This window comes from Azospirillum sp. TSO5 (assembly GCF_003116065.1).
In the GTDB taxonomy this organism is placed as follows: Bacteria; Pseudomonadota; Alphaproteobacteria; order Azospirillales; family Azospirillaceae; genus Azospirillum.
Genome location: NZ_LGQY01000091.1, coordinates 1 through 26,036, shown reverse-complemented (window position 1 = coordinate 26,036; position 26,036 = coordinate 1). Strand labels below are relative to the sequence as shown.

Here is a 26,036-nt window from a genome sequence, read left to right as displayed (position 1 = left end):
GAGGCCCACCATCATGACCACCATGACCGTCAACGACGCGATCTCCGCCGCCCTGGCCGAAGAGATGCAGCTCGATCCCACCGTGATGATCTTCGGCGAGGGCGTCGCCACCAAGCGCCACGACCTGCTGGCGGAATTCGGCGCCGCCCGCGTCCGCAACACCCCGCTGGCGGAGGGCATCATCGCCGGCACCGCCGCCGGGGCCGCCGCCACCGGCCTGCGCCCGGTGGTGGACCTGCTGTTCGCCCCCTTCCTCTGCTATGCGATGGACGAGATCGTCAACAGCGCCGGCAAGCTTCGCTACATCTCCGGCGGACAGTTCAAGTTTCCGATGGTGGTGCTGGCGATGACCGGCGCCGGATGGGGTGTCGGCGCCCAGCACAACCACAATGTCGAAAGCTGGTTCGTCCACAGCCCCGGCCTGAAGATCGTCATGCCCTCCACCCCCGCCGACTTCAAGGGACTGATGAAATCGGCGATCCGCGACGACAACCCGGTTCTGGTCTTCGCCGATATTGCGCTCGGCTACAGCGCCGGCGAGGTGCCGGAGGATGCCGACGCCATCCCGCTGGGCAAGGCGGCGGTACGGCGCGAGGGCCGCGACGTGACGCTGGTCTCCTACGCCAAGACGGTCGGCACCTGCATGGCCGCCGCCGACACGCTGGCCGCCGCCGGCGTCAATGCGGAGGTGATCGACCTTCGCAGCCTGAAGCCGCTGGATGAGGACGCCATCCTGCGCTCCGTCGCCAAGACCGGCCGCTTGGTGGTGGTGCATGAGGCGAGCCGCCTGTGCGGCGTCGGTGCGGAAATCGCCGCCCTGGTGGCGGAAAAGGCGTTCGCCAGCCTGCGGGCACCGGTCCTGCGCCTGACCGGCCCGGACGCGCCGGCCCCGGCCAGCTTCCCGCTGGAGCAGGCCTTCGTGCCGCAGGCCGATGCGGTGGTCGCCGCGGTCCGCTCGCTGATGGCCGAACCGGCGACCGCCTGATTGCGCGGACCGGGTGCGGGATGTGGCGCCGGCCGTAAGGTCAGCGCCGCACCCCGGCGGCGATGCGGTCGGCCAGCGTGCCCACGGCCTGGCTCATCGCCCGGACCTGGGCATCGGGTCCGGTACCGGCGGACGGCACCTCAACGGTCTCGCGCGTCGGGCCGCTCCTGCGTCCGCCGGAACCGCTGCCCGGCGACAGGCTCCATTGCGCATCCAGAACCACCCGGCCGGTGGCGTCGGCGTCGAAGCGCAGCACGGTGACGGCGAGCACCGCCGTGCCCTCCGCCACACTGCTTCCGGCCATAGGCAGCACCGTCGTGCCCGGCAGACGCGCCGACAGGTCGCCGGCCAGCGTGGAGCGCAGCCCATCGGCCAGCGGTTCGGCCCAGCGGTCGAACTCCAGCGCCTCCACCCGGTTGCCGTCGATCCGGCGGACGATCTGCGGCCGGTCGATCAGCATCGGCAGATCCAGCGACCCCAACGCCAGGATTTGCGGCGCGGACCGGGCGGGCTGCGCCGTGCCGGCGGGCGGCACCACCGCCAGCGTGTAGAGCCGGCTCTCCGGCGTCGACTGGCAGGCCGCCAGCACGAGAAGCGGCATCGCCAGCGCGGCGTTCCGCAATCCGCGCACCCAATCCATCACCCCTTCCTCCCCATTCCGTTACCTCTTGCCCCGAAGCAGCGCCTCCGGGTGGCGTTCCAGATAGTCGGCCAGCACGCGGAAGGACCGCGCGGCGTCGTTCAGCTGCCGCATCACGCCGGCCAGATCGGCCTGCCCGCCCCCGCCGCCCAGCAGCCCGTTGGCGCTGTTCAACGTGCCCTGGGCCGCGGTCGCCACGCCGCGCAGACTCTTCACCAACTGCGGCAGTTGCCGGTCGGCGTCGCGCATCAACGCATCGGCGCTGCCCAGCGCCTTGGCGAGTGCCGCCAGCGAGCGCGCGAGGTCCGGCGAGCCGGCGACACCGCTGATCGACTGCAAGGTGCCGCGCAGATCGGCCAGCAGCGCGTCGAGCGGCAGCGCCGCCACCTTGTCCATCACCTGCCCGGCCGACCGGGTCAGGGAGTCGATGTCGCTGGAGGCGACGGTGGGCAGGTCCGACCGCTCGGTCCCCGGCGCCGTCGGCGGGTTGCCGGGCTCGTAGTCGAAGGACACCAGCTTCTGCCCGGTCAGCAAATTGCCGGACGCCAGCCGGCCACGCAGCCCCTTGGTCACCTGGGTGGCGACCAGCTTGCGCACCGCCGCCTCGTCCATCGGCTTGCCGTCGATCACGGCATAGGTCCGGGCGACCAGATCGGGTTCGATGTCGATGTCGACGGGAATGTGCAGTTCCTGCTTTTTCTCGTCATACTCCAGCCGAACGGCGGCGACGTGACCGACGGTCAGGCCGCGCATCAGCACCGGCGCGCCGGCCTGCAGCCCCTGCACCGAGCCCGCGAATTCCAGCCGGTAGCGCACGCGCAGCCGATCGCGCGCAGCCGCAGCCGACGCCTGATCCTCGTAGAGCGTGAAGGTGTCCCAGTCCTTGGCCTGCTCCCCGGCCTCCGGATCGGGCGGGGTTTCCAGAACGACGCCGCCCAGCGCCAGCGACTTCAGCGATTCGGTCTGGAACTTGATGCCGTCGGCCCCAGCGGAGAACTGGATCCCCGACGATCGCCAGAAGCGGCTTCCCTCATGCACCAGCTCCTCGTAAGGCGCGCGGACGAAGACCGACACCGACACCGTGCGGTCCTGCGGCGACAGGTTGTAGCCCATCACCTCGCCGATCTGGACGCCGCGGAAATAGACGGGGGAGCCCTGGGCCAGCGACCCCAGCTGTTCTGTCTTCAGGTTGAAGCTGCGCCCCGGCACGTCGGCGCGGATGACCGGCGGCTCGTCCAGCGCGTCGAACTCCCGCCGATCGTCGCCGCCGCCCGGTTCCATCTCCACATAGGTGCCGGACACCACGGTGCTGAGCCCCGACACCCCGCCCAGGCTGAGGCGCGGCGCCACCATCCAGAATCGGGTGCCCTCCTTGAGGTGGCGGGTGGCGGTGCGGTCCATGCGGGCGGTGGCGATCACCTGCGACAGGTCGTCGGACAGCCGCACCGATTCGATCACGCCCAGATCGACGTTCTTGTGCTTGATGCGGGTGCGTCCGGCCTCAAGCCCGTCGCCGGACTGGAAGGTGATGACGATCTGCGGCCCGCGCTCCTCGTACCAGCGCCAGCCGAGCCAGCCGGCGATCAGCACCGCCACCAGCGGCAGGATCCATAAGGGCGACAGCCGCCGACGCGTCGGCGTCGCGACCTCTGGCGGATGGCCGCCCGGAGTCTCGTCAGCCATGCCGCGCCACCCCCGCCCGTTCGTCGGGAGCCGGATCGGGTGCGCCCTCCTCCGCCCGGTCCCACATCACGCGCGGGTCGAAGACATGGCTCGCCAGCATGGTCAGCACGACCACGGAGGCGAAGGCGACAGCACCGGGGTCGGCGCGGACGGAGGCGACGGCGCCGAACTGCACCAGGGCCGTGAGGATGGCGATCATGAACACATCGATGTTGGACCAGCGCCCGATGGCGTCGATGATACGGTACAGCCGCGTCCGCGCATGCAGCCTCGCGGCCGAACGCCGCCACGCGGCCAGAAGGAACCAGCCGAGCCCCGCCAGCTTCAACACCGGCACGGCGACGCTGGCGACGAAGACCAGAATGGCCAGCGGCCACAACCCGGCTTCCGCCAACTCGTGCACGCCGCTGAGGATGGTGCTGGGGGCGCCCTGGCCGAAATTGATGACGGTCATCACCGGCAGCAGGTTGGCCGGGATGTAAAGGACCGCGCCGGCCGTCACCAGGGCGGCGGTGCGCTCCAGGCTGTTCGGCTCGCGCGGATGCAGGCGGCTGTGGCAACGGGTGCAGCGCTCCGGCGCCGGACCATGGTCGCAGCCATGGATCCGCTGGCAGACGGTGCAGGCGACCCAGCGCGCCGGCGCCGGAGCGCCGGACGGCGGCACATGGTCGATGGCCTGCCAGATCCGGCGGCTGTCGAGCGACAGGTCCATCAGCGTGCGGACCAGCACGAAGCCGCCCAGCGCCAGCCCGCCGGACAGGAATTCGGCATTGGCGAAGCCCTTCAGCCGCGAATAGCCGACCAGGAGCCCCAGCAGGAACACGTCCAGCATCGCCCAGGGCCGCAGCCGCTCGGCCCAGGCGAACAGGCGCGCCGTCTCCCGCACATGGGTGGGCGGGCGCCCTTCGTGCAGGCGCTGCAGAACGGCGATCACCGCCATGTTGCGGGCGAAGGGGGCGGCCAGCACCAATGCACCGACCAGCAGCGCCAGCGGCCACATGCCCTGGTCCGCCAGCGTTTCGACCCCGGTGACGACCAGGCTGGTCCGGTCGTTGCCCTGGATGTTCACGCCCATCAGCGGGTTGGCGACGATCAGCAGCAGCAGCAGGGCGCCGGCGACCGCCACCGGCAGAGCATGGTGCAGCCCGCCCCTGGTGTGCCGGAACAGCACCGCCCCGCAGCGGGTGCATTCGGCCCGGCGGCCCGGTGCCGGCAGGCGGATGCGGTGCAGGCGTCCGCAGTCGTGGCAGGCGACGAGATCGTCACGCACCTCCGCCACCGGCCCCCTCAACCCTTCCTTGCCCAATCCGACCGACATGCACGCACTCGAACCTTCAACACAGCGAAACCCGCTCTCCAATTGGCTTTTTTGAGCGGATGCGCAAGCCCTTGCGAAGCGGATAAGCAGAAATCCGCCGCATCGCAGCATGGTGGACAACAGGCCAGGACCAAGTCCGGGAATTCGCGATTGACCGAAAGATTATGTACATACATTATCGCCGAAACGTCACATCGCAACGCGGCGCGGAGAGCGGGGTGCAGGGGTTGGTACGGCAAGGCCTGACCGGACAGGACCGCGGTGACGGACCGGCTTCCCAGCCGGGCGATCCGGTGCAGGACGGCCTGACCCTGGACAGCAGCCCCGGCGGCTCGCTGGATGGTGCCCTGGACGGCCGCGGCCCCCTGTTCGACCAGATCAAGCGCGCCGTCGCCGGCCAGATCCTGCGCGGACGCTGGCAGGCCGGCCAGCGGCTTCCCAACGAGGCGGAACTGTCGAGCCTCTATGGCGTCTCCCGCCAGACCGTGCACAAGGCCATTGCCCTGCTGGCGCGGGAGGGATTCCTGGTCCGCCGCCGCCGCGCCGGCACCTTCGTCGCCACCAGCCGCCGCGACCGCTTCGCCCTGCCCATCGAGGACATCGGCGATGTGGTTGCGCGGGAGGGGCGTGTCTACGAATTCCGCATCCGCGACCGCAGGAGCCTTCGCAACGGCGAAGGCATCCGCTGGCCGGACCTGCCCGACGGAACGCCGATCCTGACGCTTGAATGCCTGCATTTCAGCGATGGGACGCCGATCCAGCACGAACGCCGCCTCGTCAACCTCGACGTCGTGCCGGAGGTGATTGACGAACCGTTCGACGTCGTGGCACCCAGCCGTTGGCTGGTCGACCGGGTTCCCTGGTCGTCGGCCGACCATACCGTGCGGGCGGTCAACGCCACGGCGGAGATGGCGGCACTGCTGGGGGTGGAGGCCGGCACGGCCTGCCTGTCGATCAGGCGGCAGACCATGCATCTCAGCCGGCCGGTGACGCTGGTGCATTTCCTGTCGGTGGGCGACCGGTTCAGCCTCAGCGGGTCGTCGATCACGGACAGCGCGACAGAGTTGAATTTGTAAACACAAAAGGACCGGCGACAGCCGCCGGCCGCAACAGGGGGTCTGTTCATGATGGAGAGCAAGGCTATGGTTCGGACGATGGTCAAGGCGGCGCTGCTGGGCGCCACGATGCTGGTCGCCGGTGCCGCCGCCGGCACGGCGATGGCCGACACGCTGGCCGACGTGAAGAAGGCGGGCGTCCTGACCGTCGCCACCGAGATGCAGTTCCCGCCCTTCGATTTCCTCGAGAACAACGAATACAAGGGCGTCGACCGCGACCTGATCGACGAGGTGGCGAAGGAGCTGGGCGTCAAGGCCAAGTACATGGACCTGCCCTGGACCAGCGTGCTGCCCGGCCTGGAAGCCAAGAAGTTCGATCTGGTCATCGCCCCGGTCACCATCACGAAGGAGCGCATGAAGCGTTATGCCTTTACCGTTCCGATTTCGGAAGCGACCGCCGCCCTGATGAAGCGCGCCGATGACAAGACCATTAACAAGCCGGAGGACATCGCCGGCAAGAAGGTCGGCGGCGGCAAGGGCACCTCGCAGCTGGCCCAGTTGAAGGAATACGGCCAGACCCTGCCGACCCCGCCGGACGTGCGTGAGTATGTCGACAGCAACCAGTCCTACGCCGATCTGGCCGCCGGCCGCGTCGACGCCTCGGTCAACTCGCTGCCGAACCTGAACTTCGCAGCATCCAAGCGCAAGGACACCTTCGCGGTCGTCCTGCCGCCCTTCGGCAAGCCCTCTTACTTCTCCTGGGTCGGCCGCCTGGACGAGAACGACAAGAGCCTGATTGAGGCGGTCAACGCCGCGCTCGTGAAGATCCAGAAGGACGGCCGCATGGCGACCATCCAGAAGAAGTGGTTCGCCGTCTCGCAGGAACTGCCGACCACCGTTCCGGAACCGCAGCTGTAAGACAGGATGCGGAATACCCCCTCTCCCCCCCGGGGAGAGGGGATAGGTCGCGGCTCCGCCGTAATCAAAGGCCCACTCGATGAAGTTCAGCGTCATCATCGACGCCCTTCCCTATCTGCTGGGGGCGGCCGTCACGACCATCTGGGTCTCGCTGCTCGGCGTGCTGCTGGGGCAGGTGATCGGTGTCGTCGTCTGCGTCGCGCGCCAGTCCGGCGGCCGGGCGGCCGACATGGCCGGCGGCGTCTATGTCAGCTTTTTCCGCGGCGTGCCGCTGCTGATCCAACTGCTGCTGATCTACTACATGCTGCCGCTGATCGGCATCGACGTGCCGCCGCTGGTCGCCTCCGTCGCCGCGCTCGGTCTCGCGTCCGGCGCCTATGTGTCGGAGATCTACCGCGGCGCCCTGAACGCCGTCCCGCACGGCCAATCGGAAGCGGCGCTGGCGCTGGGTTTCCCCGCCCAGTCGATCTGGACGCGCATCCTGTTGCCGCAGGCCTTCCGCATCTCGGTTCCCGCCCTGGTCAACGAGTTGATCCTGCTGCTGAAGGCGTCCTCGCTGATCTCTGTCGTCGGGGTGGCGGAGTTGACGCGGACCAGCCAGACCATTTCGGCCAGCAACTACCGCCCGCTGGAGATCTATCTGGCGGCCGGCCTCATCTATCTGGCGATCAACGGCGCGCTGGCCCTGTTCGGCACGCTGGTCGAACGCCGCCTGCAACAGGCCTGACCCGATGTTGGACCTTTCCCTTCTCGTCCAGTACGGCCCGGCGCTGCTGCGCGGCTTCGGCGTCACCATCCTGTGCTGGGGCGCCGGCTGCCTCATCGGCATGGTGCTGGGCTTCGTGCTGATGCTGCTGCGGCAAGTGCCGGTGAAGCCGCTACGCTGGGTCATCCGCGCCTATATCGAGGTGATCCGCGGCACGCCCTTCCTGATCCAGCTGTTCCTGCTCTACAGCGGCGGCCCGTCCATCGGCCTGCGGCTGGAGGCGACGACCGCCGGCATCCTCGGCCTCGGCATCTACGGCAGCGCCTACTTCGCCGAGATCTTCCGCGCCGGCTATCAGGCGGTGCCGAAAGGACAGGTGGAGGCGGCGCTCAGCCTCGGCATGTCCTACGGCTCCATCCTGCGCCGGGTGATCGTACCGGCGATGCTGGTTTCGACCATCCCGGCCATCGTCAACATGATGGCGATCCTGACCAAGGAGACGGTGGTGCTGTCGATCATCACCGTTCCGGAACTGATGTACGAGATGCAGACGATGGCGGCGGAGACCTTCGCCACCTTCGAGACCATCGTTGGGATGGCGCTGTTCTACTGGCTGCTGGTGGAGGTGGTGTCGCGCCTGGGCCGCCGGCTGGAGGCGCGCGTCACCCGTTTCCTGACCCATGCCTCGCCGCAGGGGTCGTCGACCGAGACCGCAACCGCGAGGGCGTGATGACCGCCGTTTCCCAAACCGCCACCCCGTCGCGCACCCCGACCGCCGGCGATGCCGTGCCGATGGTCTCGATCCGCGGCGTCGGCAAGAGCTTCGGCACCAACGAGGTGCTGCGCGACATCGACTTGACGGTCAACAAGTCGGAGGTCGTCTGCCTGATCGGCCCCAGCGGATCGGGCAAGAGCACGCTTCTGCGCTGCGTCAACTTCCTGGAGGTCTACGACCGCGGCGAGATCCGCATCGAAGGCACGCTGGTCGGTTATACCGAGGACACGCCGCGCCGCCGCCAGTCAAACCGTGACCTGCGCAGCCTGCGCCGCAACGTCGGCATGGTGTTCCAGCAGTTCAACCTGTGGCCCCACATGACCGCCTTGGAGAATGTGGCGGAGGCGCTGGTGCAGGTCCGCGGCATGGACAAGGCGTCGGCTGCGGCGCATGCCGGCAGGATGCTGGACCGCGTGGGTCTGGCCGCCAAGGCCGACAGCTACCCTGCCCGCCTGTCCGGCGGCCAGCAGCAGCGCGTCGCCATCGCCCGCGTCATCGCGATGGAACCCCACCTGATGCTGTTCGACGAGCCAACCTCGGCGCTCGACCCCGAACTGGTGGGCGAGGTGCTGCAGGTGATGCGCGATCTGGCGGCCGACGGCATGACCATGGTGGTGGTGACCCACGAAATGGGATTCGCCGCCAACGTCGCCGACAAGGTCGCCTTCCTCGACCGTGGCCGCATCGCCGCCTTCGGCACCCCGCGCGAGGTCTTCCACGAATCCACGGAACCGCGGGTGCAGCAGTTTTTGCAGACCTACCACGAGCGGAACAGCTTCTGATCCCCGCTCGCCGATGAAGAAAGGCCGCCCACAGGGGGCGGCCTTCATGGCGGCTCAATAATGATACCGGCAGGCGAGGATTTCGAGTGCCTGGGTGTCGCCGCTTCCGGTCACCCGATAGACCAGCCGATGTTCGCCCGTGATGCGGCGCGACCACCAGCCGGAAAGCCCCTCCTTCAATGGTTCAGGCTTGCCCAACCCTGAAAAAGGGTTTCGTTCCGTGTCGCGGATCAGGTCGTTGACCTTCTTCAACACGGCCCGGTCGTTTTTCTGCCAGTATAAGTAATCCTCCCAAGCGCCGTCAGTCCAAACCTTCTTCATTCAGAATGTCTCGCTCGATACCTTTGCCAGCATCAAGTTGGGCGATGCCCTTGAGCAGCCGTTCCGCGTTCTTGGGGCTTTTCAGGAGATGAAGCGTCTCCATCAACCCTTCGAACTCTTCCTCGGAAATCATCACCACCGACCGTCCCTTCTGACGGGTGACGGTCAACGGTGCGCGGCTGTCACAGACCTCGTCCATCACACTGGCAAGATTGTTTCTGAGGTCGGTGTAGCTGATGTGTCCCATATCGAAGTACTTGGCCGTATGCGGGTGGGGTATCACACTATGTACAGAAATATGGACAGACGTCAAGTCGGAGCTGCCGTAGCACGCTCCCCTATGGCACCCCGCCCGCAAACCCGCTAAGAACCTTTCGCACGCGCAACAGAACTGCAACGCGAAAGCTCGCCCCCCCGTCGATGATCGAACTCCGGTCCGTCACTCACGCCTATGGCGACCGTCCCGTCCTGCACGACCTGTCGTTGCGGCTGGGGGAGCGGCGCATCGCCATCCTCGGCGGCAACGGCTCGGGCAAGAGCACGCTGGCCCGCCTGCTGAACGGCCTGATCCTGCCGACTGACGGCACCGTCGCCGTCGACGGTCTCGACACCCGCAGCGACGGGCGCGCCGTGCGCCAGCGGGTCGGCTTCGTCTTCCAGAATCCCGACACCCAGATCGTCTATCCGACAGTCGAAGAGGACATCGCTTTCGGGCTGAAGGCGCGCAAGCTGCCGAAGGACGAGATCGCCCGCCGTGTCGCCGGGGCGCTGGAACGTTACGGCCTCGACCGCTACCGCCACCAGCCGGCCCACCAGATGAGCGGCGGCGAGAAGCAACTGCTCGCCATCGCCGGTGTGCTGGTGCTGGAACCGGCCTATGTGATCTTCGACGAGCCGACCACCCTGCTCGACCTGCGCAACCGCCGCAAGGTGATCGAGTTGCTGCGCGGGCTGCCGCAGACGGTGATCGTCGTCACCCACGACCTCGACATGGTCAGGGATTTCGACCGGGCGCTGGTGCTGGAGGATGGCCGCATCGTCGCCGACGGCCTCCCGGCGGTCACCGTGCCGGCCTATATCGAGCGGCTCGGCTGATGCTGGGACTCTACCTGCATCGGGAGTCGGTCATCCACCGCCTGCCGGCGGGAGCGAAGCTGGGCGGGCTGCTGCTGGTGACGGTGGCGGTGCTGGCTCTGCCCGGTGCCTGGGGAGCAGTCGCCGCCGGACTGATCGGCACCGCCGTGCTTGTCGCGGCGAAGCTGCCCGCCGGCCGGGTGCTGGCGGAGCTGCGGGCGCCGGTCGTCATGCTGACCCTGCTGTTCGGCTTCCAAGCCCTGCTGGCCGGCGGCGGCTGGGAGGAAACGGCCGTCGCCGTCGCTCGCTTCGCCGCCCTGATCCTGCTGGCGACGCTGGTCACGCTGACCACCCGAGTCATGGACATGGTCGATTTGTTCGAGCGGCTGTTCGGCCTGCTGCGCCCGGTCGGGGTCAATCCGGCGAAGATGGCGCTGATGCTGGCCCTGACCATCCGCTTCATCCCGCTGCTGGGCGAGCAGGTGCGCGAGGTGCGGATGGCCCAGCGCGCCCGCGGCGTGGAACGCAACATAGCCGCCTTGTTCGTTCCGCTGCTGGTCAAGATCCTCACCATGGCCGATGATCTGACCGCCGCACTGGAAGCGCGCGGCTACGACCCGGCCGATGCTGGGACCGAAGTTGCCGAGACCAAAAACAGCACTCAACGATAAAGACACCAGCCGAAGGAAGCGTCCGCCATGTTGTCCACCCGCGACCTCGTCCTCTGCGCCCTGTTCGCCGCCCTGCTGGGCGGGCTTGGCATGGCGCCGCCGATTCCGCTCGGCTTCCTGCCGGTTCCGATCACCGCGCAGACGCTGGGTATCATGCTGGCCGGCACCATTCTGGGCGCCAAGCGCGGCGGCATCGCCGCCCTGCTGTTCGTGCTGCTGGTCGCGGCCGGACTGCCCCTGCTGGCCGGCGGGCGCGGCGGCATCGGCGTGCTGATGGGGCCGACCGGCGGTTTCGTTCTGGCCTTCCCGGTGGCCGCCTTCGTCACCGGCTGGCTGGCGGAGCGTTTCGCCACCAATGCCAACCCGATCCGCCTGTTCGCGGTCAGCGTGCTCGGCGGCATCCTGGTCGTCTATGCCGGCGGCATTCCCTGGCTGTGGCTGGTTGCCGGCCTGCCAATCGAGAAGGCGCTGTTCGGCTCGCTGGCCTTCGTGCCGGGCGACCTGATCAAGGCCGGTGTCGCCGCCGTCGCCGCCTCGGGCGTCCGCCGCGCCGGCATCCTGCCGATCCATGCCTGAGAGTGTGGCGTCTGACCGATCGTCCGTAACCAGCGGCTATCTGAAGGCGGACAACCTCGTCCGCCCCTTCGCACTGGCCGCCGACCGGGCGCCCAGCCATCCCGCGTTGGTCTTCGGTGACGAGGTGGTGTCCTACGGCATCCTGCTCGACCAAGTGCGGCGGGTGGGGGCCGGGGTTTCGGCCCTGAGCCGGGACGGTGGGCCGCCACGTGTGGCGCTCAGCCTCGGCAACCGGGCGGAGTTGCCGGCGCTGTTCTTCGGCATCGTTGCGGCCGGCGGAATCGTCGGACTGCTCGACCCGAAATGGAGCGCCGCGCAGACCGCCGCAGCCCTGGACACCTTCCGCCCCGACCTGCACCTGACGACGGACACCGTTTCCGACTGGATCGCCGCGCAGCCGGCGGGCTGGAGCATCCCCGCGATCAACCCGAAAACGCCCTTTCTGGTCGGCTTCACCTCCGGCACCACCGGGCGGCCGAAGGCCTTCATCCGCAACCAGGGCTCCTGGCTGGCGACGCTGGAGGTGAGCCGGGTCGAGTTCGGCATTGGACCCGATGATGTCGTCCTGGTGCCGGGGCCGCTGGTCCATGGCCTCGGCCTCTATGGCGCGGTGGAGGGTCTGTCGGCCGGCGCCACGGTGCGGGTGCAGCCGAAGTTCGACGCCAGCGATGCGGCAATGCAGTTGGCAACCTGCGGCGTCACCACGCTGGTGCTGGTGCCGACGATGCTGGTCGGCATCCTCGACGCCGCGGAACGCGACGGCCGGCGCTTCCCCGCCCTGCGCCGGGTGGTCTGTTCCGGCGCCAAGCTCGCCCCCGCGGTGCATGACCGGCTGTCCGCGCTCTGCCCGGATGCCGCTGTGCTGGAATATTACGGCGCGTCGGAGTTGAGCTTCGTCAGCCTGCGCTCGTCACGCGAGGGTGCCCCCGCCGACAGCGTCGGCCGCCCCTTCCACGGAGTGGAGCTGAGCCTGCGCGACGATGACGACAATCCGGTTGAGCGCGGCCAGCCCGGCACCGTTTGGGTGCGCAGCGGCATGTTGAGCGACGGCTATCTCGGCACCACCGACGGCGCCGGCTATCGCGAGCAGGACGGCTGGGGCACGGTGGGCGATTACGGCTGGATCGACGGCGACGGCTGGCTGCGTCTGGTCGGCCGGGCCGGCGACATGGTCATCACCGGCGGCCTGAACGTCTACCCGGCGGAGGTCGAAGCGGCCCTGCGCGCCCACCCCGCGGTGGCGGAGGCGGTGGTGTTCGGCCTGCCCGACCCCTATTGGGGCGACGCACTGTCCGCCGTCGTCTGGTGGCGCGGGAGCGGACGCGCCTCGCTGACCGAGTTGCGCGGCTGGTGTCAGGAGCGGCTTGAGGCCTACAAGGCGCCACGACGGGTCTTCGCGGCGGCCGACATGCCCCTGACCGGCAGCGGCAAGATCGCACGCGCCGATGTTCGTGAGCGGGCAAGAGCCGGCGGGCTGGAGGTGGTTGAATGAGCAGCCGACCCATCATCGTCGCTGCCCGGCGCACGCCCGTCGGCCGGATCGGCGGCAGCTTGCGCGAGCTTCCCGTCGAGGACCTCGCCGCCCCGGTCATTCATGCCGTGCTTGCTGACGCCGGCATCGACCCGGCGGAGGTGGACGAGGTGCTGCTGGGCAACGCGGTCGGTCCCGGCGGCAATGTCGCGCGGCTGTCGGCGCTGGCCGCCGGCCTGCCGGTGTCGGTGCCCGGCGTCACGGTGGACCGTCAATGCGGATCGGGGTTGGAGGCGGTCAACCTCGCCGCCCGGCTGGTGCAGTCCGGCGCCTGCGACGTCGTCCTCGCCGGTGGGGTGGAGAGCACCAGCACCGCCCCGTGGCGCGTCGCCAAGCCGTCCAGCCTTTACCGCAGCCCGACCTTCTACGACCGCGCCCGCTTCGCCCCCGACAAGATCGGCGACCCGTCGATGATCGAAGCGGCGGAGAACGTCGCCGCCGCCCACGGCATCGACCGCGCCCGCCAAGACCGCTACGCTCTGGACAGCCACCGCAAGGCCGTGGCCGCGCAAGCCGCCGGACGGTTCGACCGCGAGATCGTTCCCCTTACCCTGCGCGATGGCCGGATCGTCGACCGCGACGAATGCCCGCGCGCCGACACCAGCCTCGACCGACTGGCGGCGTTGCGTCCCATCCTGCGGTCCAACGGCACGGTGACAGCCGGCAACGCATGCCCGATGAATGACGGCGCCGCCGTGGTGGCCATGGTGTCGGAGCGGAAGTTCCGCGAACTCGGCCTGACCCACGGACTGGCGGTGGTCGACAGCACCGCGGCAGGGGTGGACCCGAAGCTTCTCGGCACCGGCCCGATCCCGGCAGTGGCGAAGCTTCTGGCCCGCAACCCCGGACTGTCCGTCACCGACATCGACCTCGTCGAGTTCAACGAGGCCTTCGCCGCCCAGGTGCTGGCCAGCCTCGACGCCCTCGGCATTGACCCGGCGCGCGTGTCGGTCGGCGGCGGGGCGCTGGCGCTCGGCCATCCCTATGGCGCGTCGGGAGCCATCCTGGTGACGCGCCTGTTCACCGAGCTGCTGTTCCCGGCGGCGGGCACCACGCCCCGCCGGGGCCTCGCCACGCTCGGCATCGGCGGCGGGCTGGGGCTCGCCACACTTCTGGAGCCAGTTTGAATGACCAGCGCCGCCACGACCGGGGATAGTTTCCGGTCGGCTTTCCGTCACCGCGCTTTCGCCCTGTTCTGGAGCGCGCGGGTCTGTTCGATGCTGGCGATCCAGATGCAGGTGGTGGCGGTCGGCTGGCAGGTCTATGCCATGACCGGCGACCCGCTTGACCTCGGTCTGGTCGGGCTGTTCCAGTTCCTGCCCACCCTGGCGCTGGTTTTGGTGGCCGGCCATGTGGTCGACAACAACGACCGCAAGACGGTGCTGTTCGGCGCCCTGTCGATCGAGATGATCGCCGTGGCCGCCCTGTTTCTGTTGACCATGGCCGGCGGCCTGTCGCCCCACGCGATCTTCGCCGTGGTGGCGCTGATCGGCCTCGCCAAATCCTTCGAGGGGCCGGCCAACCAGGCGATCCTGTCGGCGACGGTGCCGGTGGAGGACCTTCCCAACGCCGTCGCGTGGCAGTCGTCGGGGGTGCAGGTGGCGCAGATCTCCGGCCCGGCGCTGGGCGGGCTGCTCTACATCGCCGGGCCGGCGGCGGTCTACGGCGTCAGCACGGCGATGCTGGTGCTGTCGGTCCTGCTGATCGCCGCCTGCCGTCCGCGCTCCGTCACCATGACCAAGCGCGCCATGAGCCTGACCAGCATGCTGGCCGGTGCCGCCTTCATCCGCAGTCGGCCGGAGATCCTGGGCGCCATCTCGCTCGACCTGTTCGCGGTTCTGTTGGGCGGCGCGACGGCGCTGCTGCCGATCTATGCGCGCGATGTGCTGTTTGTCGGGCCGTGGGGCCTCGGCCTGCTGCGCTCCGCCCCGGCGCTGGGGGCGCTCGCCATGGCGATGGTCATCACCCGCTGGGGCGTGAAGCGCCATGCCGGGCGCTGGATGCTGGTGGCGGTGGCCGGGTTCGGCGTCGCCACCATCGCCTTCGGCCTGTCGGCCGATCCGGTGCTGTCCTTCATCGCCCTGCTGGCGGTCGGTGCCACCGATCAGGTCAGCATGTTCGTCCGCCAAACGCTGATCCAGCTCTCCACCCCCGACGACATGCGCGGCCGGGTCGGCGCCGTCACCTCGCTGTTCATCGGCGCCTCCAACCAGTTGGGCGAGTTCGAGTCCGGAAGCGTGGCCGCACTGGTCGGCGCGGTTCCGGCGGTGGTGCTGGGCGGCGTCGGCGCGGTCGGTCTGGCCGGGCTGTGGGCGGTGATGTTCCCTGCCCTGCGGCGGGTGGACCGGCTGCTGGGGCGGTAGACGCATCCACACGCCGTAAGCGAAATCCACTCGTACACTCTCGACATTCTAAGATTGCGCATTTACCCTTTTGAGCATGCCCTAACGGTCACCGCTTCAAACCGGTGGCATGAAGGCGACCGTAGAAAGGGATAGGCGATGGTGACGCAGGGCACGGCGACGCCGCGCCTGAGATCAGCTGCTGCAAAACATCCCCCTAGCCATACTTCCATCGGATTTCTCGAGGCCCCGGAATGACCACTGTCGTCGCGAATGTTTCGATCAATTTATCGGGGTCTGGAGATACCGCTGGTATCGTTTATGACAATTACTCCCTTCTTACGCAAAACTCTTCGCAGATTGCGTTCCGTTATACGCTGAACGGGGCGCCGGTGATGGACGTTACCGTCACAGGGTCGTTCAACATCACCGATTACAATGCGTCCGGAAGGATAACTTCCGTGTCGGCGACCCTGCCCGGCGGGGCTCCACTGCTGTCGTTCAACAATGCCAACATCAGCTTTTACAGCATTTACAGCCTTGCCTACACGCTGACCACCCAGAACATCCTGTCCGGCAGCGACCAAATCTTTGGATCGTCCTATCCCGACACGCTCTATGGATACAACGGAAACGATTATATCAGCGGCGGCGGCGGCGATGATCTCATCAGCGGCGGGTATGGAGTCGATACCATCGACGGAGGTGACGGCTTCGATACGGTCATCTCCAGCCAGAACTATGCGCCCAACAAACTGATGAGCTACGGCGGCTAGTCCGCAATCATCGATCGCCTCAACGGTTCCGATCTGATTCGGAATGTCGAATATATCCGGTTTTCCGACCGTACGGTCTCAGCCTCCAGCGCGACCGCCTTCGACGCGATGAGCTATCTCGCAGCCAACCGCGACTTGGCCGCCGCCTTCGGGACCAACGGTACGGCTGCCTTCTATCATTACGTACAGACCGGGCACCTCGAAAACCGGTCGACGACATTTGATGCCGCCAGCTATCTGGCCGCGAACCGCGATCTTGCTGCTGCATTCGGCACGAACACCGCGGCTGCGACGGAGCATTATATTGTTCTCGGCCGCTCGGAAGGGCGCAGCACGACGTTCAACGCCATGAGCTATATCGCAGCGAACCCGGATCTGATCCGGGCGTTCGGCACCGACACGACTGCCGCGGCGTTGCACTATGCCAGCACCGGACGGCTGGAAGGGCGGACGACCACGTTCAACGCGGCGGCCTATCTGGCGCGCAATCCCGATGTGCAGCGTGCCTTGGGCAGCACCGAGGCGGCTGCGGCCACCCACTACGTCACGTTTGGCTATCGCGAAGGGCGCTCCACCGCTCCGCTGACCACCACGGGACGGGCGGCCCCGATGCTTGAGGCGGACACCATGCCCGGAACGCTGGCAGCAATCTCGTAAGCGGACGCCCGGCGGGCGGCGGGCACCAACATTGCCCGCCGCATCGCCTGAGGATTCACAGATACCGGATCGTCACCTTGTCCGCGGCCTGCTTGGCCCGCGCCCTTGCATCGTCGGTGTCGGTGCCGGTGGCGAGCGCCACGCCCATGCGGCGATTCTTGCGGGTGGTCGGCTTGCCGAACAGCCGGACGTCGACCTCCTGCTCCGCCGAACCCAGGCTGAGCGCCTCGGCCAGCCCCTCGATGCGGAAATTCTCTGCCTCGCGGTCGGCCAGGATGACGGCCGATGCCGACGGGGCACGGCAGACGATGTTGGGAATCGGCAGGCCCAGGATGGCGCGGGCGTGCAGTTCGAATTCCGACAGGTTCTGTGACAGCAGGGTGACCATGCCGGTGTCGTGCGGGCGCGGCGACAGTTCGGAGAAGATCACCTCGTCGGCCGTCACGAAAAACTCGACGCCGAAGATGCCGTAGCCGCCGAGATTGTCGACGACACGCGCCGCCATCGCCTTGGCATCGTCCAGCATCGCCTGCGGCATGACGACCGGCTGCCAGGATTCCTGGTAGTCGCCGCGCTCCTGCCGATGGCCGATCGGCTCGCAATAGAGGATGCCGTCGCGGGTGCGGACGGTCAGCAGCGTGATTTCGTACTCGAAGGGGACGAACTCCTCGACGATCACCTTGCGGCGGTCGCCGCGCATATTCGCCACCGCGTAGTCCCAGGCGGCCTCCAGCCCGGCAGCATCCTGGACCGTGCTCTGCCCCTTGCCGGACGACGACATCACCGGCTTGACCACGCAAGGGAAACCGGTGTGCTCCGCCCCGGCGCGCACCTCCTCCAGGCTCTCGGCATAGCGGTAGCGCGAGGTGCGCAGGCCCAGTTCGGCCGCGGCGACCTCGCGGATGCGGTCGCGGTTCATCGTCATGGTGGCGGCGCGGGCCGACGGGACGACGGTGGTGCCGGCATCTTCGAACTCGTGAAGCACCTCGGTGCGGATCGCCTCCACCTCCGGCACGATATAGTCGGGGCGGTGCTTGGCGATGGCCGCGCGCAGGGCGTCGGCGTCCAGCATGGAGAACACCTCCGCCGCATCGGCGACCTGCATCGCCGGGGCGTTGGCATAGCTGTCGCAGGCGATGACCTCGCAGCCCAGCCGCTTGGCCGCGATGACGAATTCCTTGCCCAACTCCCCGGAGCCGAGCAGAAGGATCCTGGCGGTGAACATCCACGCACTCCCCATATTGGCCACAGCAGCCCGACCATAGGGCTTCCCGCGGGCCGGGCCAAGCCCCGCCGCAATCCTTCCGTATGCACCCGCGGGGCGAAAGCAGAGCGGGATAAATATTTCGAAAATGAAATTATAATGGCATCGAATGAAAACCGCTGATCATGTGTTCATGCGTAAATGAAGCCCTATTCCGGGAGGCGGCGATGGAAACGGTGGCACGGCGCGGAGTTTTCGGTGGCAGGACCGTGATGGCCGCTTGCTTGGCGGCGTCGCTGGCCTTGCCCGGCTGTGCCGGCAACGGCAACGACGACATGGCGGGCGCCCTGCTGATCGGCGCCGCTGTGGTCGGGCTGGGCGTGCTGGCCGCCACCGCCGGCGATGACGAGGATGGCGATTACAACCGCGGCCGGCATCATCACCGTCGCGGCGGCTACGACAATGGCGGCTATTACGGCAACGGCTACGACACCGGGTACCGAAGCCGGGGCCACGGCGGCTACAGCCGCTATGCCGGCAATGGCCGGTGCGACGATGCGCGCTACCGCACCTCCAACGGCGGGCGGGCGGAGGCCGGCAGCGACGAATGGGACTGCCGCCGTTTCGGCGACGGCCGCAAATGACCGGTCAGCGCCGCCGTCCCTCCAGATTCTTGCGGGCGATGCCGGCGATGATCAGCAGGAAGGCCAGCAGGCGCAACACATAGACCCAGCTCTGCTCCTCCCGCTCCAGCCCGCCCAGCGCCAGCACCACCTGATTGATCGCCAGCAGCGCAAAAGCCAATGCGAAGCTGGCGAACAGCGCATCGCGCGTCCGCCTCCAGAAGCTGAGGAAGAACATTCCCGCGACCGCATACAGCGCCGCCAGCGCCCCGGTGAAGAAACTGTAAGTCGTGGGCAACATCACTCGGCATCCCAGATGAAGCCGTACAGCAGGATCCCGACCCCGGCCAGCGCGGAGAGATGGCGGAACGGCAGCAGGTCGACCTCCGTCGGCAGAACGACGACATCGATGAACAGCAGCAGGTTGTTGATCGCCAACCCGACGAAGCACAGCGTGCTCCACAGCAGCAGGCGGCTGTGCGACCGCAGGTAACTGCGCAGCAGCAGCACCATGCACAGCAGGCTGGCGGCGAAACACAGCAGATAGACCGCAGACTTCAGGACATCCATGTCAGCGCCCTTCTTTCCCTCTCCCCGGCGGGGAGGGGAGCCGATGCGGGCCGGGTATATCCATAGCGAGTTCAGCCATTGTCGAAACAGCCATCGTCTCTGTCCAATAAATCTCAGTCATTGAGGCGGAACCTGAAGGAGTCGGCGAAAACCTGCACCTTGTTGCCGGGTGCCGCGAAGATCTCGCGGATGATGGCGGACGGACGGGTGGCATAGGCCTGCGCGATCTCCTCCACCCATTTGTCGAGGATCGGGGCGGCGGGCTGGTAGCGGTGACTGCCGTCCGCCAACGCCACCAGAAGCCCGGCCCCGAGAAAGCCGCCCAGCGCCTCCTGAACCACGACGTCGCTGCCGCGCAACTCCCTCACGAGGTCGCCATTCGACCAGTCGCGATCGGGATGTCGGCGCAACAGCAAAAGCAGTTCCAACGCCCAGACGGATCGAATGGAGCTTCTGAGCAGGGTAAGCGCGTCGTCGGACAAAACCATGAACCGGAACCTGACCTGATATGCACAACCGGCGGCGTGGGACGGCGCCGCCCTCGATCCCCCTCATCATCCCCGGACGGCCTCCGCCGGGGCGAGAGGGGCCTGCAAATCCAGCGCGCGCCGCAGGGCACGGGCCAGAACGCCGTCGCGGTAAGGCTTCGGCAGCGTTTCCGCCCGGCTCAGCACGGCCCCCAGCACGGCGCCGGGATCGGCGGCGCTGCCGGTGTCGGCGGACGCGCCGGCCTCCGGTTCCGGCGCACTGGTTCCGTTGGCATAGCCCGACGCGAACAGCACCCGCAGCGAGGGATGGCGGCGCAAACCCTCCAGCGCCAGTTCGCGCCCGTTCAGCCCGCCGGGCATCACGATGTCGGTGAACAGAAGGTCGACCGGCTGCCGGTCCAGCAGGGTCAGCGCCGCTTCCGCCCCGTCGGCTTCCAGCACGCGGTATCCCAGCGCCGTCACCGCCTGGACGGCGACCGCCCGCACGTCGGCGTCGTCATCCACCACCAGCACCGTCTCGCCGCGGCCGGCGAAGGCCTCGTCGGCGCCGTCCTCGTCCGGAGTTGGGCTTTGCAGGGCGTCCATCGTCGCCCGCGGCAGATAGAGCCGGAAGGTGGTGCCGGCGCCGGGGGTGCTGTCGATGCCGATCAGCCCGCCCGACTGCTTGACGAAGCCATGGATCATGGCAAGGCCGAGGCCGGTGCCCTTCCCCGTTTCCTTGGTGGTGAAGAAGGGTTCGAAGGCGCGTTCCAGCACGTCCGGCGGCATGCCGCATCCGCTGTCCGACACCGACAGCAGGATATAGTCGCCGGCCGGCACCGACATGCCGTGCGCCGTCTGCGGCTCCTCGAAGCGGGTGTTCGCGGTGCGGATCCGAAGGGTGCCGCCGCCGGGCATGGCGTCGCGGGCGTTGATGACGAGGTTCAGCAGAGCCGATTCCGCCTGCGAGCGATCGACCGAGGCGATCCACAGCGGTTCGGCATCGGCCGGCGGCGCCTCGATGGCGATGGCGACGGCCCCACCCAGCGTGCGCTCCATCAGCTCGCCCATGCCGGCGACCAGCGCGCCGAGATCCACCGGCTCCGGGTGAAGCTGCTGGCGCCGGGCGAAGGTCAGCAGCCGCCGCGTCATGTCGGAACAGCGCAGCGCCGCCTGCAGCGCCATCTCCGCCCGCCGCGCCGCCTTGGGGTCGTCGGCGAGGCCGGGGACCAGACGCTCCAGGCTGCCGATCACCACCATCAGCATGTTGTTGAAGTCATGGGCGATGCCGCCGGTCAGCCGGCCGACCATCTCCATCTTCTGCGCGTGGGCGAGCTGCTGCTGGGCCTGGCGCGTCTCGGTCACGTCCATGATCGTGCCGAACAGCTCGGTCGGCACGCCGTCCTCGTCGCGCACGACGACCGCCTGATCCAGCAGATGACGTTCGCCGCCGTCCGGGCCGCGCCAGCGGTATTCCACCATGGTCAGCCCGGTCTCGTGGACCGATTCCAGCTGGCGCAGCACGCGGTTGCGGTCGTCCGGATGCAGCCCGCATTCCCAGAATTGCGGATCCTCGATGAAGCGGGAGGCGGGGCAGCCCAGCACCGTTTCCGTGGTGTCCGACAGGTAGCGGAACGGAATGCCCGGCGTCAGGTCGGCGGTGTAGAGCACGATGGGAAGCTGGCCCAGAATCAGCGCCTGCCGCTCCTCCGACCGGCGCAACGCCTGTTCGGCCTGCCGCATCTCGCGCCGCACCCGTTCATTCTCGTCCAGCAGGCGCTGCTTGGCCTCGACCTCGCGCTTCACCTCCTCGGTCTTGCGGTAGAGATCGACGAAGACCGCCACCTTGCATTTCAGGATCAGCGGGTCGACGGGCTTGAACATGTAATCCACGGCGCCGGTGGTATAGCCGCGGAAGATGTGCGTCTCGTCCTTGTTGATGGCGGTCAGGAAGATGATCGGGATGTGGCGGGACTTCTCGCGCAGGCGGATCAACTCCGCCGTCTCGTAGCCGTCCATGCCTGGCATGTGGACGTCCAGCAGGATCAGCGCGAAGTCCTGCCGCAGCAGATGCTTCAGCGCCTCCTCCCCCGACCGGGCGAGCACCAGTTGCGCTCCCAGATCCTCCAGCGTCTCGCGCACGGCGAACAGGTTCCGCGGGTCGTCGTCGACGATCAGGATCGCGACGTCCGCCTTGTCGGGCTGGGGATTCGAATCGCTGGTCATGGTTCCGCTTTCCCATCCCGCGGGGACGGCAGCCGGGCCGGAGGACGGTGGCACCGGCGTCACGTCGGGTGCAGGGGCCGCCGGCAGAAGCGTCTGGCGAACAGCGCCCTCGCCGGGCATCGGGACGCTGGTGGTGCCGAGCAGGGTGGACCGGCGAACCGGAGGCACCGGACTGGCGGGCGGCGGGACGAAGGGCGCACGCCGCCCCCTCCGCGCCGTCTGGAGCTTGCGCCGGGTCATGGCTGCACCCCGCCGCGGGGCTGCGGCCGATTGCCCTTGGCGGTCCAGATCCGCAGCAGCGACAGCAGATGGTCGATGTCCACCGGTTTGGCGATGTAATCGGTGGCGCCGGCTTCGATGCATTTGTCGCGGTCGCCCTTCATCGCCTTGGCGGTGACGGCGATCATCGGCAGGCCGCGGAACTCCTCGATGCTGCGGATGGTGCGCATTGTCTCATAGCCGTCCATCTCCGGCATCATGATGTCGACCAGCACGACGTCCACCTCCGGATCGGCACGCAGCCGCTCGATCCCCTCGCGCCCGCTTTCGGCATGCAGGACCTCGATCTTGTGGGCCTCCATGACGCTGGCGAGCGAGAAGATGTTGCGGATGTCGTCGTCGATCACCAGCACCCGCTTGCCGGCCAGCGCCGGGTCATGCTGGCGCAAATCCAGGATGCTGCGCCGCTTCTCGTCGGGCAGCCGGTCGACGGCGCGGTGGAGGAACAGTGCTGTCTCGTCCAGCAGCCCGGCCGGCGAGCGTGCGCTCTTCAATACCACCGTCTCGGCCAGCCGGCGCAGCCGCGCCTCGTCCTCCGGCGCGATGTCGGCGGCGACATAGACCACCACCGGCATCCAGGCGAGCGTGTCGCGGGTGCGCAGCCATTCGATCAGCTCGAAATCGACCGTGACCGGTCCGGGCAGGGTCGGGCTGGACAGGTCCAGCACCATGCAATCGAAGCGGTCGGCCGTCAGCGCCGCCATCGCCGCCTCGATCGAGGTGACGGTGTGGGTCTCGACGTCGCCGTTGCCGATCAGGGCGGCGACGCCGCCCGGCTGCGGGCTGTCCTTCTCCACCACCAGCAGCTTGCGGTGGTCGCGCTCCTTGAAGCTCTTCACCCGGTTCAGGGCGTCGAAGATCGCCTCGCGCTCCACCGGCTTTTCCGAATAGTCGAAGGCGCCCATCGACAGGCCGCGTCGGCGCTCGTCCTTGGCGGAGATGACGTGGACCGGGATGTGGCGGGTCTGCGGATCGCGCTTCAGCAGGTCGAGCAGCGCCCAGCCGTCCATGTCCGGCAGCCCGATGTCGAGCAGCACGGCGTCCGGCCGGTATTTGCGCGCCAGCGGCAGCGCCGCCGACCCGCCGCTGGACAGGATGGTGCGGAAGCCCTTCTCCCGCGCCAGATCGAGCAGGATGGAGGCGAAGGTGCTGTCATCCTCCACGATCAGCACCACCGGTTCGCCGGGGCGCAGCTTTTCGCGGTCGTCACCGCCCGGCGGCATGTCCAGCAGAGCCAACCCCTCCTGCGGGCCGGACGCCACCACCGGCCGGGTCGCCGTGTCCGTCCGCTTGGGCAGAAGCCCGGCCGGCGCCGGGGAGGTGCCGATCGCGGGGGTGCCGAGCGGAGCGGCGGGTTCCGCGATGGTGTCGAAGCTGCGCGGAACGTACAGGGTGAAGGAACTGCCCTTGCCGGGCGTGCTGGAAACGCGGATTTCGCCGCCCAGCAGCCGGGCGATCTCGCGGCTGATCGACAGCCCCAGTCCGGTGCCGCCGTATTTGCGGCTGGTGGTGCCGTCGGCCTGCTGGAACGCCTCGAAGATGATGCGCTGCTTGTCCTCGGGGATGCCGATGCCGGTGTCGGTGACGGTGAAGGCCAGCACCGACGATGCCGCATCCAGCGTCGGGTGCGCCGCGCTCCAGCCCTCGGTCGCCGGGGCGACGCGGAAGGTGATGCCGCCGCTCTCGGTGAACTTGAAGGCGTTGGACAGCAGGTTGTTCAGCACCTGGGCCAGCCGCTTCTCGTCGGTCTGGACGCTGGCGGGCAGCGCCTCGTCCATTTCGATGGTGAAGTCCAGCTTTTTCTCCTGCGCCAACTGCGCGAAGGTGCGCTCTACATGGTTGCGCAGGTCGCCCAGCACGACCTCGCCGATTTCCAGCGTCACCGTGCCGGATTCGATCTTCGACAGATCGAGGATGTCGTTGATGAGCCCCAGGAGGTCGGATCCGGCGGAATGGATGGTGCGGGCGAACTCCACCTGACGGTCGGACAGGTTGGTGTCGGGGTTGTCGGCCAGCAGCTTCGACAGGATCAGCAGGCTGTTCAGCGGCGTGCGCAACTCGTGGCTCATGTTCGCCAGGAACTGCGACTTGTATTTGGAGGTCAGGGCAAGCTGTTCCGCCTTCTCCTCCAGCGCCGCCTTGGCGAGCACGACCTCGCGGTTCTTGCGCTCGACCTCGATGTTCTGCTTCTCCAGCTGTTCGGCCTTTTCCTCCAGCGCCTCGTTGGTGGTGGTCAGCTTTTCCTGCTGGGCCTTCAGCAGCTCTTCCGACTTGCGCAGCGAGGCGGCCTGCTGTTCCAGCCGCTCGTTGGTGGTCTTCAGCTCCTCCTGCTGGCTCTGCAGTTCGGTGGTCAGGCGCTGCGACTGCTTCAGCAGACCTTCGGTGCGCATGTTGGCGGCGATGGTGTTCAGCACGATGCCGATGCTCTCGGTCAGCTGCTCCAGGAAGCTCTGGTGCGTTTCGCTGAAGCGGCCGAAGCTCGCCAGCTCGATCACCGCCTTCACGTCGTCCTCGAACAGCACCGGCAGCACGATGATGTTCAGCGGCGGCGCCTCGCCCAGGCCGGAGCTGATCGACACATAATCGCGCGGCACATTGGTCAGCAGGATGCGCTTCTTCTCATAGGCGCACTGCCCGACCAGACCTTCCTTCAGGTGGAAGCGGTTGGACAGGTTCTTGCGCTCCTTCAGCGCGTAGGAGGCGACCAGTTCCAGCAGCGGCTCGTCGCGGTCGCGGGTGGCGACGTAGAAGACGCCGTGCTGGGCGTTCACCAGCGGCGCGATCTCCGACAGGATCATGTTGGAGACGGTGACCAGATCGCGTTCGCCCTGCAGCATGCGGGTGAATTTGGCGAGGTTGGTCTTCAGCCAATCCTGTTCCGCATTCTTCAGCGTCGTGTCGCGAAGATTGCGGATCATCTCGTTGATGTTGTCCTTCAGCGCCGCGACCTCGCCCATCGCCTCGACGGTGATGGAGCGGGTCAGGTCGCCCTTGGTCACCGCGGTGGCGACCTCGGCGATGGCGCGCACCTGGGTGGTCAGGTTGGCGGCCAGCTGGTTCACGTTCTCGGTCAGGTCCTTCCACAGGCCGGCAGCGCCCGGCACGCGGGCCTGACCGCCCAGCTTGCCTTCGATGCCCACCTCGCGCGCCACGTTGGTGACCTGATCGGCGAAGGTCGCCAGCGTGTCGATCATGCCGTTGATGGTGTTGGCCAGCGCCGCGATCTCGCCCTTGGCGTCCACCGCCAGCTTGCGCTTCAGGTCGCCGTCGGCGACCGCGGTGACGACGCTGGCGATGCCGCGCACCTGACCGGTCAGGTTCGCCGCCATCATGTTCACGTTGTCGGTCAGGTCCTTCCAGGTGCCGCCGACGCCCTCCACCTTCGCCTGACCACCCAGCTTGCCTTCGGAGCCCACTTCGCGCGCCACGCGCGTCACTTCCGAGGCGAAGCTGTTCAGCTGATCCACCATCGTGTTGATGGTGGATTTCAGTTCGAAGATCTCGCCCTTCACATCGACGGTGATCTTCTTCGACAAATCACCCTTGGCGACCGCGGTGGTGACTTCGGCGATGTTGCGCACCTGACCGGTCAGGTTCGCCGCCATCATGTTCACGTTGTCGGTCAGATCCTTCCAGGTGCCGGCAACCCCCTTCACCTGGGCCTGACCGCCCAGCTTGCCCTCGATGCCCACCTCGCGCGCCACGCGGGCGACTTCGGAGGCGAAGCTGTTCAGCTGGTCCACCATGGTGTTGATGGTGGATTTCAGCTCAAGGATTTCGCCCTTCACGTCGACGGTGATCTTCTTCGACAAGTCGCCGTTGGCGACCGCCGTCGTCACTTCCGCGATGTTGCGCAC

26 protein-coding genes are annotated in these 26,036 nt (G+C 67.8%); 15 read left to right on the top strand and 11 right to left on the bottom strand.

Annotated features, from left to right (window positions below):
* The first annotated feature begins 13 nt into the window (after window positions 1-13).
* Window positions 14-985 carry a pyruvate dehydrogenase complex E1 component subunit beta gene (locus TSO5_RS22120; protein WP_109153654.1) on the top strand — a complete coding sequence of 324 codons (972 nt, stop codon included), beginning with the start codon at window positions 14-16 and terminating at the stop codon, window positions 983-985.
* A 40-nt stretch (window positions 986-1,025) separates the two neighbouring features.
* Here the strand turns inward: TSO5_RS22120 and TSO5_RS22115 are convergent, their stop codons facing one another.
* Genes TSO5_RS22115 through TSO5_RS22105 form a run of 3 tightly spaced genes read right to left on the bottom strand, consistent with a single transcriptional unit; the run spans window position 1,026 to window position 4,626 of the window.
* A complete protein-coding gene (locus tag TSO5_RS22115; RefSeq protein WP_109153652.1) occupies window positions 1,026-1,625 on the bottom strand; it encodes a PqiC family protein in 600 nt (199 codons plus the stop codon).
* A gap of 21 nt (window positions 1,626-1,646) precedes the next feature.
* Window positions 1,647-3,308, bottom strand: coding sequence for an MlaD family protein (locus TSO5_RS22110; RefSeq protein ID WP_109153650.1), 1,662 nt, complete (start codon window positions 3,306-3,308; stop codon window positions 1,647-1,649).
* Complete coding sequence (locus TSO5_RS22105; RefSeq protein WP_109153648.1) at window positions 3,301-4,626, bottom strand: paraquat-inducible protein A; 1,326 nt, start codon at window positions 4,624-4,626, stop codon at window positions 3,301-3,303. The genes TSO5_RS22110 and TSO5_RS22105 overlap by 8 nt, the downstream gene beginning before the upstream one ends.
* Window positions 4,627-4,844: 218 nt before the next feature.
* On the opposite strand from TSO5_RS22105, the gene TSO5_RS22100 reads away from it, so the two are divergent.
* The 5 genes from TSO5_RS22100 (at window position 4,845) to TSO5_RS22080 (ending at window position 8,862) form a co-directional block, all read left to right on the top strand.
* Window positions 4,845-5,702: a GntR family transcriptional regulator gene (locus TSO5_RS22100; protein WP_247870889.1), complete on the top strand. Its 858-nt coding sequence runs from the start codon at window positions 4,845-4,847 to the stop codon at window positions 5,700-5,702.
* Window positions 5,703-5,750: 48 nt separating this feature from the next.
* Window positions 5,751-6,599: a transporter substrate-binding domain-containing protein gene (locus TSO5_RS22095; protein WP_109153644.1), complete on the top strand. Its 849-nt coding sequence runs from the start codon at window positions 5,751-5,753 to the stop codon at window positions 6,597-6,599.
* Window positions 6,600-6,678: 79 nt separating this feature from the next.
* Window positions 6,679-7,326: an amino acid ABC transporter permease gene (locus tag TSO5_RS22090; protein WP_109153642.1), complete on the top strand. Its 648-nt coding sequence runs from the start codon at window positions 6,679-6,681 to the stop codon at window positions 7,324-7,326.
* A 4-nt stretch (window positions 7,327-7,330) separates the two neighbouring features.
* Window positions 7,331-8,035, top strand: coding sequence for an amino acid ABC transporter permease (locus TSO5_RS22085; RefSeq protein WP_109153640.1), 705 nt, complete (start codon window positions 7,331-7,333; stop codon window positions 8,033-8,035).
* A complete protein-coding gene (locus TSO5_RS22080; RefSeq protein WP_109153638.1) occupies window positions 8,035-8,862 on the top strand; it encodes an amino acid ABC transporter ATP-binding protein in 828 nt (275 codons plus the stop codon). Before TSO5_RS22085 ends, TSO5_RS22080 begins: the two co-directional genes overlap by 1 nt.
* 54 nt (window positions 8,863-8,916) lie before the next feature.
* Here TSO5_RS22080 and TSO5_RS22075 read toward each other — a convergent pair whose 3' ends face one another.
* Window positions 8,917-9,183 carry a Txe/YoeB family addiction module toxin gene (locus TSO5_RS22075; RefSeq protein ID WP_109153636.1) on the bottom strand — a complete coding sequence of 89 codons (267 nt, stop codon included), beginning with the start codon at window positions 9,181-9,183 and terminating at the stop codon, window positions 8,917-8,919.
* A complete protein-coding gene (locus TSO5_RS22070; protein ID WP_044552781.1) occupies window positions 9,164-9,430 on the bottom strand; it encodes a type II toxin-antitoxin system prevent-host-death family antitoxin in 267 nt (88 codons plus the stop codon). The genes TSO5_RS22075 and TSO5_RS22070 overlap by 20 nt, the downstream gene beginning before the upstream one ends.
* Before the next feature lie 173 nt (window positions 9,431-9,603).
* On the opposite strand from TSO5_RS22070, the gene TSO5_RS22065 reads away from it, so the two are divergent.
* The 8 genes from TSO5_RS22065 to TSO5_RS22030 all read left to right on the top strand — a co-directional run bounded on the left by TSO5_RS22065 (window position 9,604) and on the right by TSO5_RS22030 (window position 16,810).
* Entirely contained in the window at window positions 9,604-10,278 is a 675-nt protein-coding gene (locus TSO5_RS22065) for an ATP-binding cassette domain-containing protein (protein ID WP_109153634.1), read from the top strand.
* Complete coding sequence (locus TSO5_RS22060; protein ID WP_109153632.1) at window positions 10,278-10,928, top strand: energy-coupling factor transporter transmembrane protein EcfT; 651 nt, start codon at window positions 10,278-10,280, stop codon at window positions 10,926-10,928. Before TSO5_RS22065 ends, TSO5_RS22060 begins: the two co-directional genes overlap by 1 nt.
* 27 nt (window positions 10,929-10,955) lie before the next feature.
* Window positions 10,956-11,504 carry a biotin transporter BioY gene (locus tag TSO5_RS22055; RefSeq protein WP_109153630.1) on the top strand — a complete coding sequence of 183 codons (549 nt, stop codon included), beginning with the start codon at window positions 10,956-10,958 and terminating at the stop codon, window positions 11,502-11,504.
* A gap of 4 nt (window positions 11,505-11,508) precedes the next feature.
* Window positions 11,509-12,996, top strand: coding sequence for an AMP-binding protein (locus TSO5_RS22050; RefSeq protein WP_247870888.1), 1,488 nt, complete (start codon window positions 11,509-11,511; stop codon window positions 12,994-12,996).
* The gene (locus tag TSO5_RS22045) at window positions 12,993-14,162 is read left to right on the top strand and encodes a thiolase family protein (RefSeq protein ID WP_109153626.1); all 1,170 of its coding nucleotides are present in this window, start codon (window positions 12,993-12,995) and stop codon (window positions 14,160-14,162) included. Before TSO5_RS22050 ends, TSO5_RS22045 begins: the two co-directional genes overlap by 4 nt.
* Complete coding sequence (locus TSO5_RS22040) at window positions 14,163-15,398, top strand: MFS transporter (RefSeq protein WP_109153624.1); 1,236 nt, start codon at window positions 14,163-14,165, stop codon at window positions 15,396-15,398.
* Window positions 15,399-15,631: 233 nt separating this feature from the next.
* Window positions 15,632-16,153 (top strand): hypothetical protein, encoded by a 522-nt coding sequence (locus TSO5_RS32330; RefSeq protein WP_146203821.1) that lies wholly within the window; start codon window positions 15,632-15,634, stop codon window positions 16,151-16,153.
* A gap of 108 nt (window positions 16,154-16,261) precedes the next feature.
* A complete protein-coding gene (locus TSO5_RS22030; protein WP_109153620.1) occupies window positions 16,262-16,810 on the top strand; it encodes a hypothetical protein in 549 nt (182 codons plus the stop codon).
* A gap of 55 nt (window positions 16,811-16,865) precedes the next feature.
* Here TSO5_RS22030 and purT read toward each other — a convergent pair whose 3' ends face one another.
* The gene (purT, locus tag TSO5_RS22025; protein ID WP_109153618.1) at window positions 16,866-18,035 is read right to left on the bottom strand and encodes a formate-dependent phosphoribosylglycinamide formyltransferase; all 1,170 of its coding nucleotides are present in this window, start codon (window positions 18,033-18,035) and stop codon (window positions 16,866-16,868) included.
* 251 nt (window positions 18,036-18,286) lie between these two features.
* Between purT and TSO5_RS22020 the strand changes: the two genes are divergently transcribed.
* Window positions 18,287-18,658 carry a hypothetical protein gene (locus TSO5_RS22020; RefSeq protein WP_247870887.1) on the top strand — a complete coding sequence of 124 codons (372 nt, stop codon included), beginning with the start codon at window positions 18,287-18,289 and terminating at the stop codon, window positions 18,656-18,658.
* 4 nt (window positions 18,659-18,662) lie between these two features.
* Here TSO5_RS22020 and TSO5_RS22015 read toward each other — a convergent pair whose 3' ends face one another.
* The 5 genes from TSO5_RS22015 to TSO5_RS21995 all read right to left on the bottom strand — a co-directional run.
* Entirely contained in the window at window positions 18,663-18,938 is a 276-nt protein-coding gene (locus TSO5_RS22015) for a DUF5985 family protein (protein WP_109153614.1), read from the bottom strand.
* Window positions 18,938-19,207 (bottom strand): DUF5985 family protein, encoded by a 270-nt coding sequence (locus TSO5_RS22010; RefSeq protein ID WP_199230977.1) that lies wholly within the window; start codon window positions 19,205-19,207, stop codon window positions 18,938-18,940. Before TSO5_RS22010 ends, TSO5_RS22015 begins: the two co-directional genes overlap by 1 nt.
* Window positions 19,208-19,320: 113 nt before the next feature.
* Entirely contained in the window at window positions 19,321-19,695 is a 375-nt protein-coding gene (locus tag TSO5_RS22005; protein ID WP_109153612.1) for a hypothetical protein, read from the bottom strand.
* A 66-nt stretch (window positions 19,696-19,761) separates the two neighbouring features.
* A complete protein-coding gene (locus TSO5_RS22000) occupies window positions 19,762-22,140 on the bottom strand; it encodes a response regulator (RefSeq protein WP_247870886.1) in 2,379 nt (792 codons plus the stop codon).
* The coding region (locus tag TSO5_RS21995) for a response regulator (protein WP_109153609.1) at window positions 22,137-26,036 on the bottom strand (3,900 nt) is incomplete at its 5' end. The genes TSO5_RS22000 and TSO5_RS21995, both read right to left, overlap by 4 nt.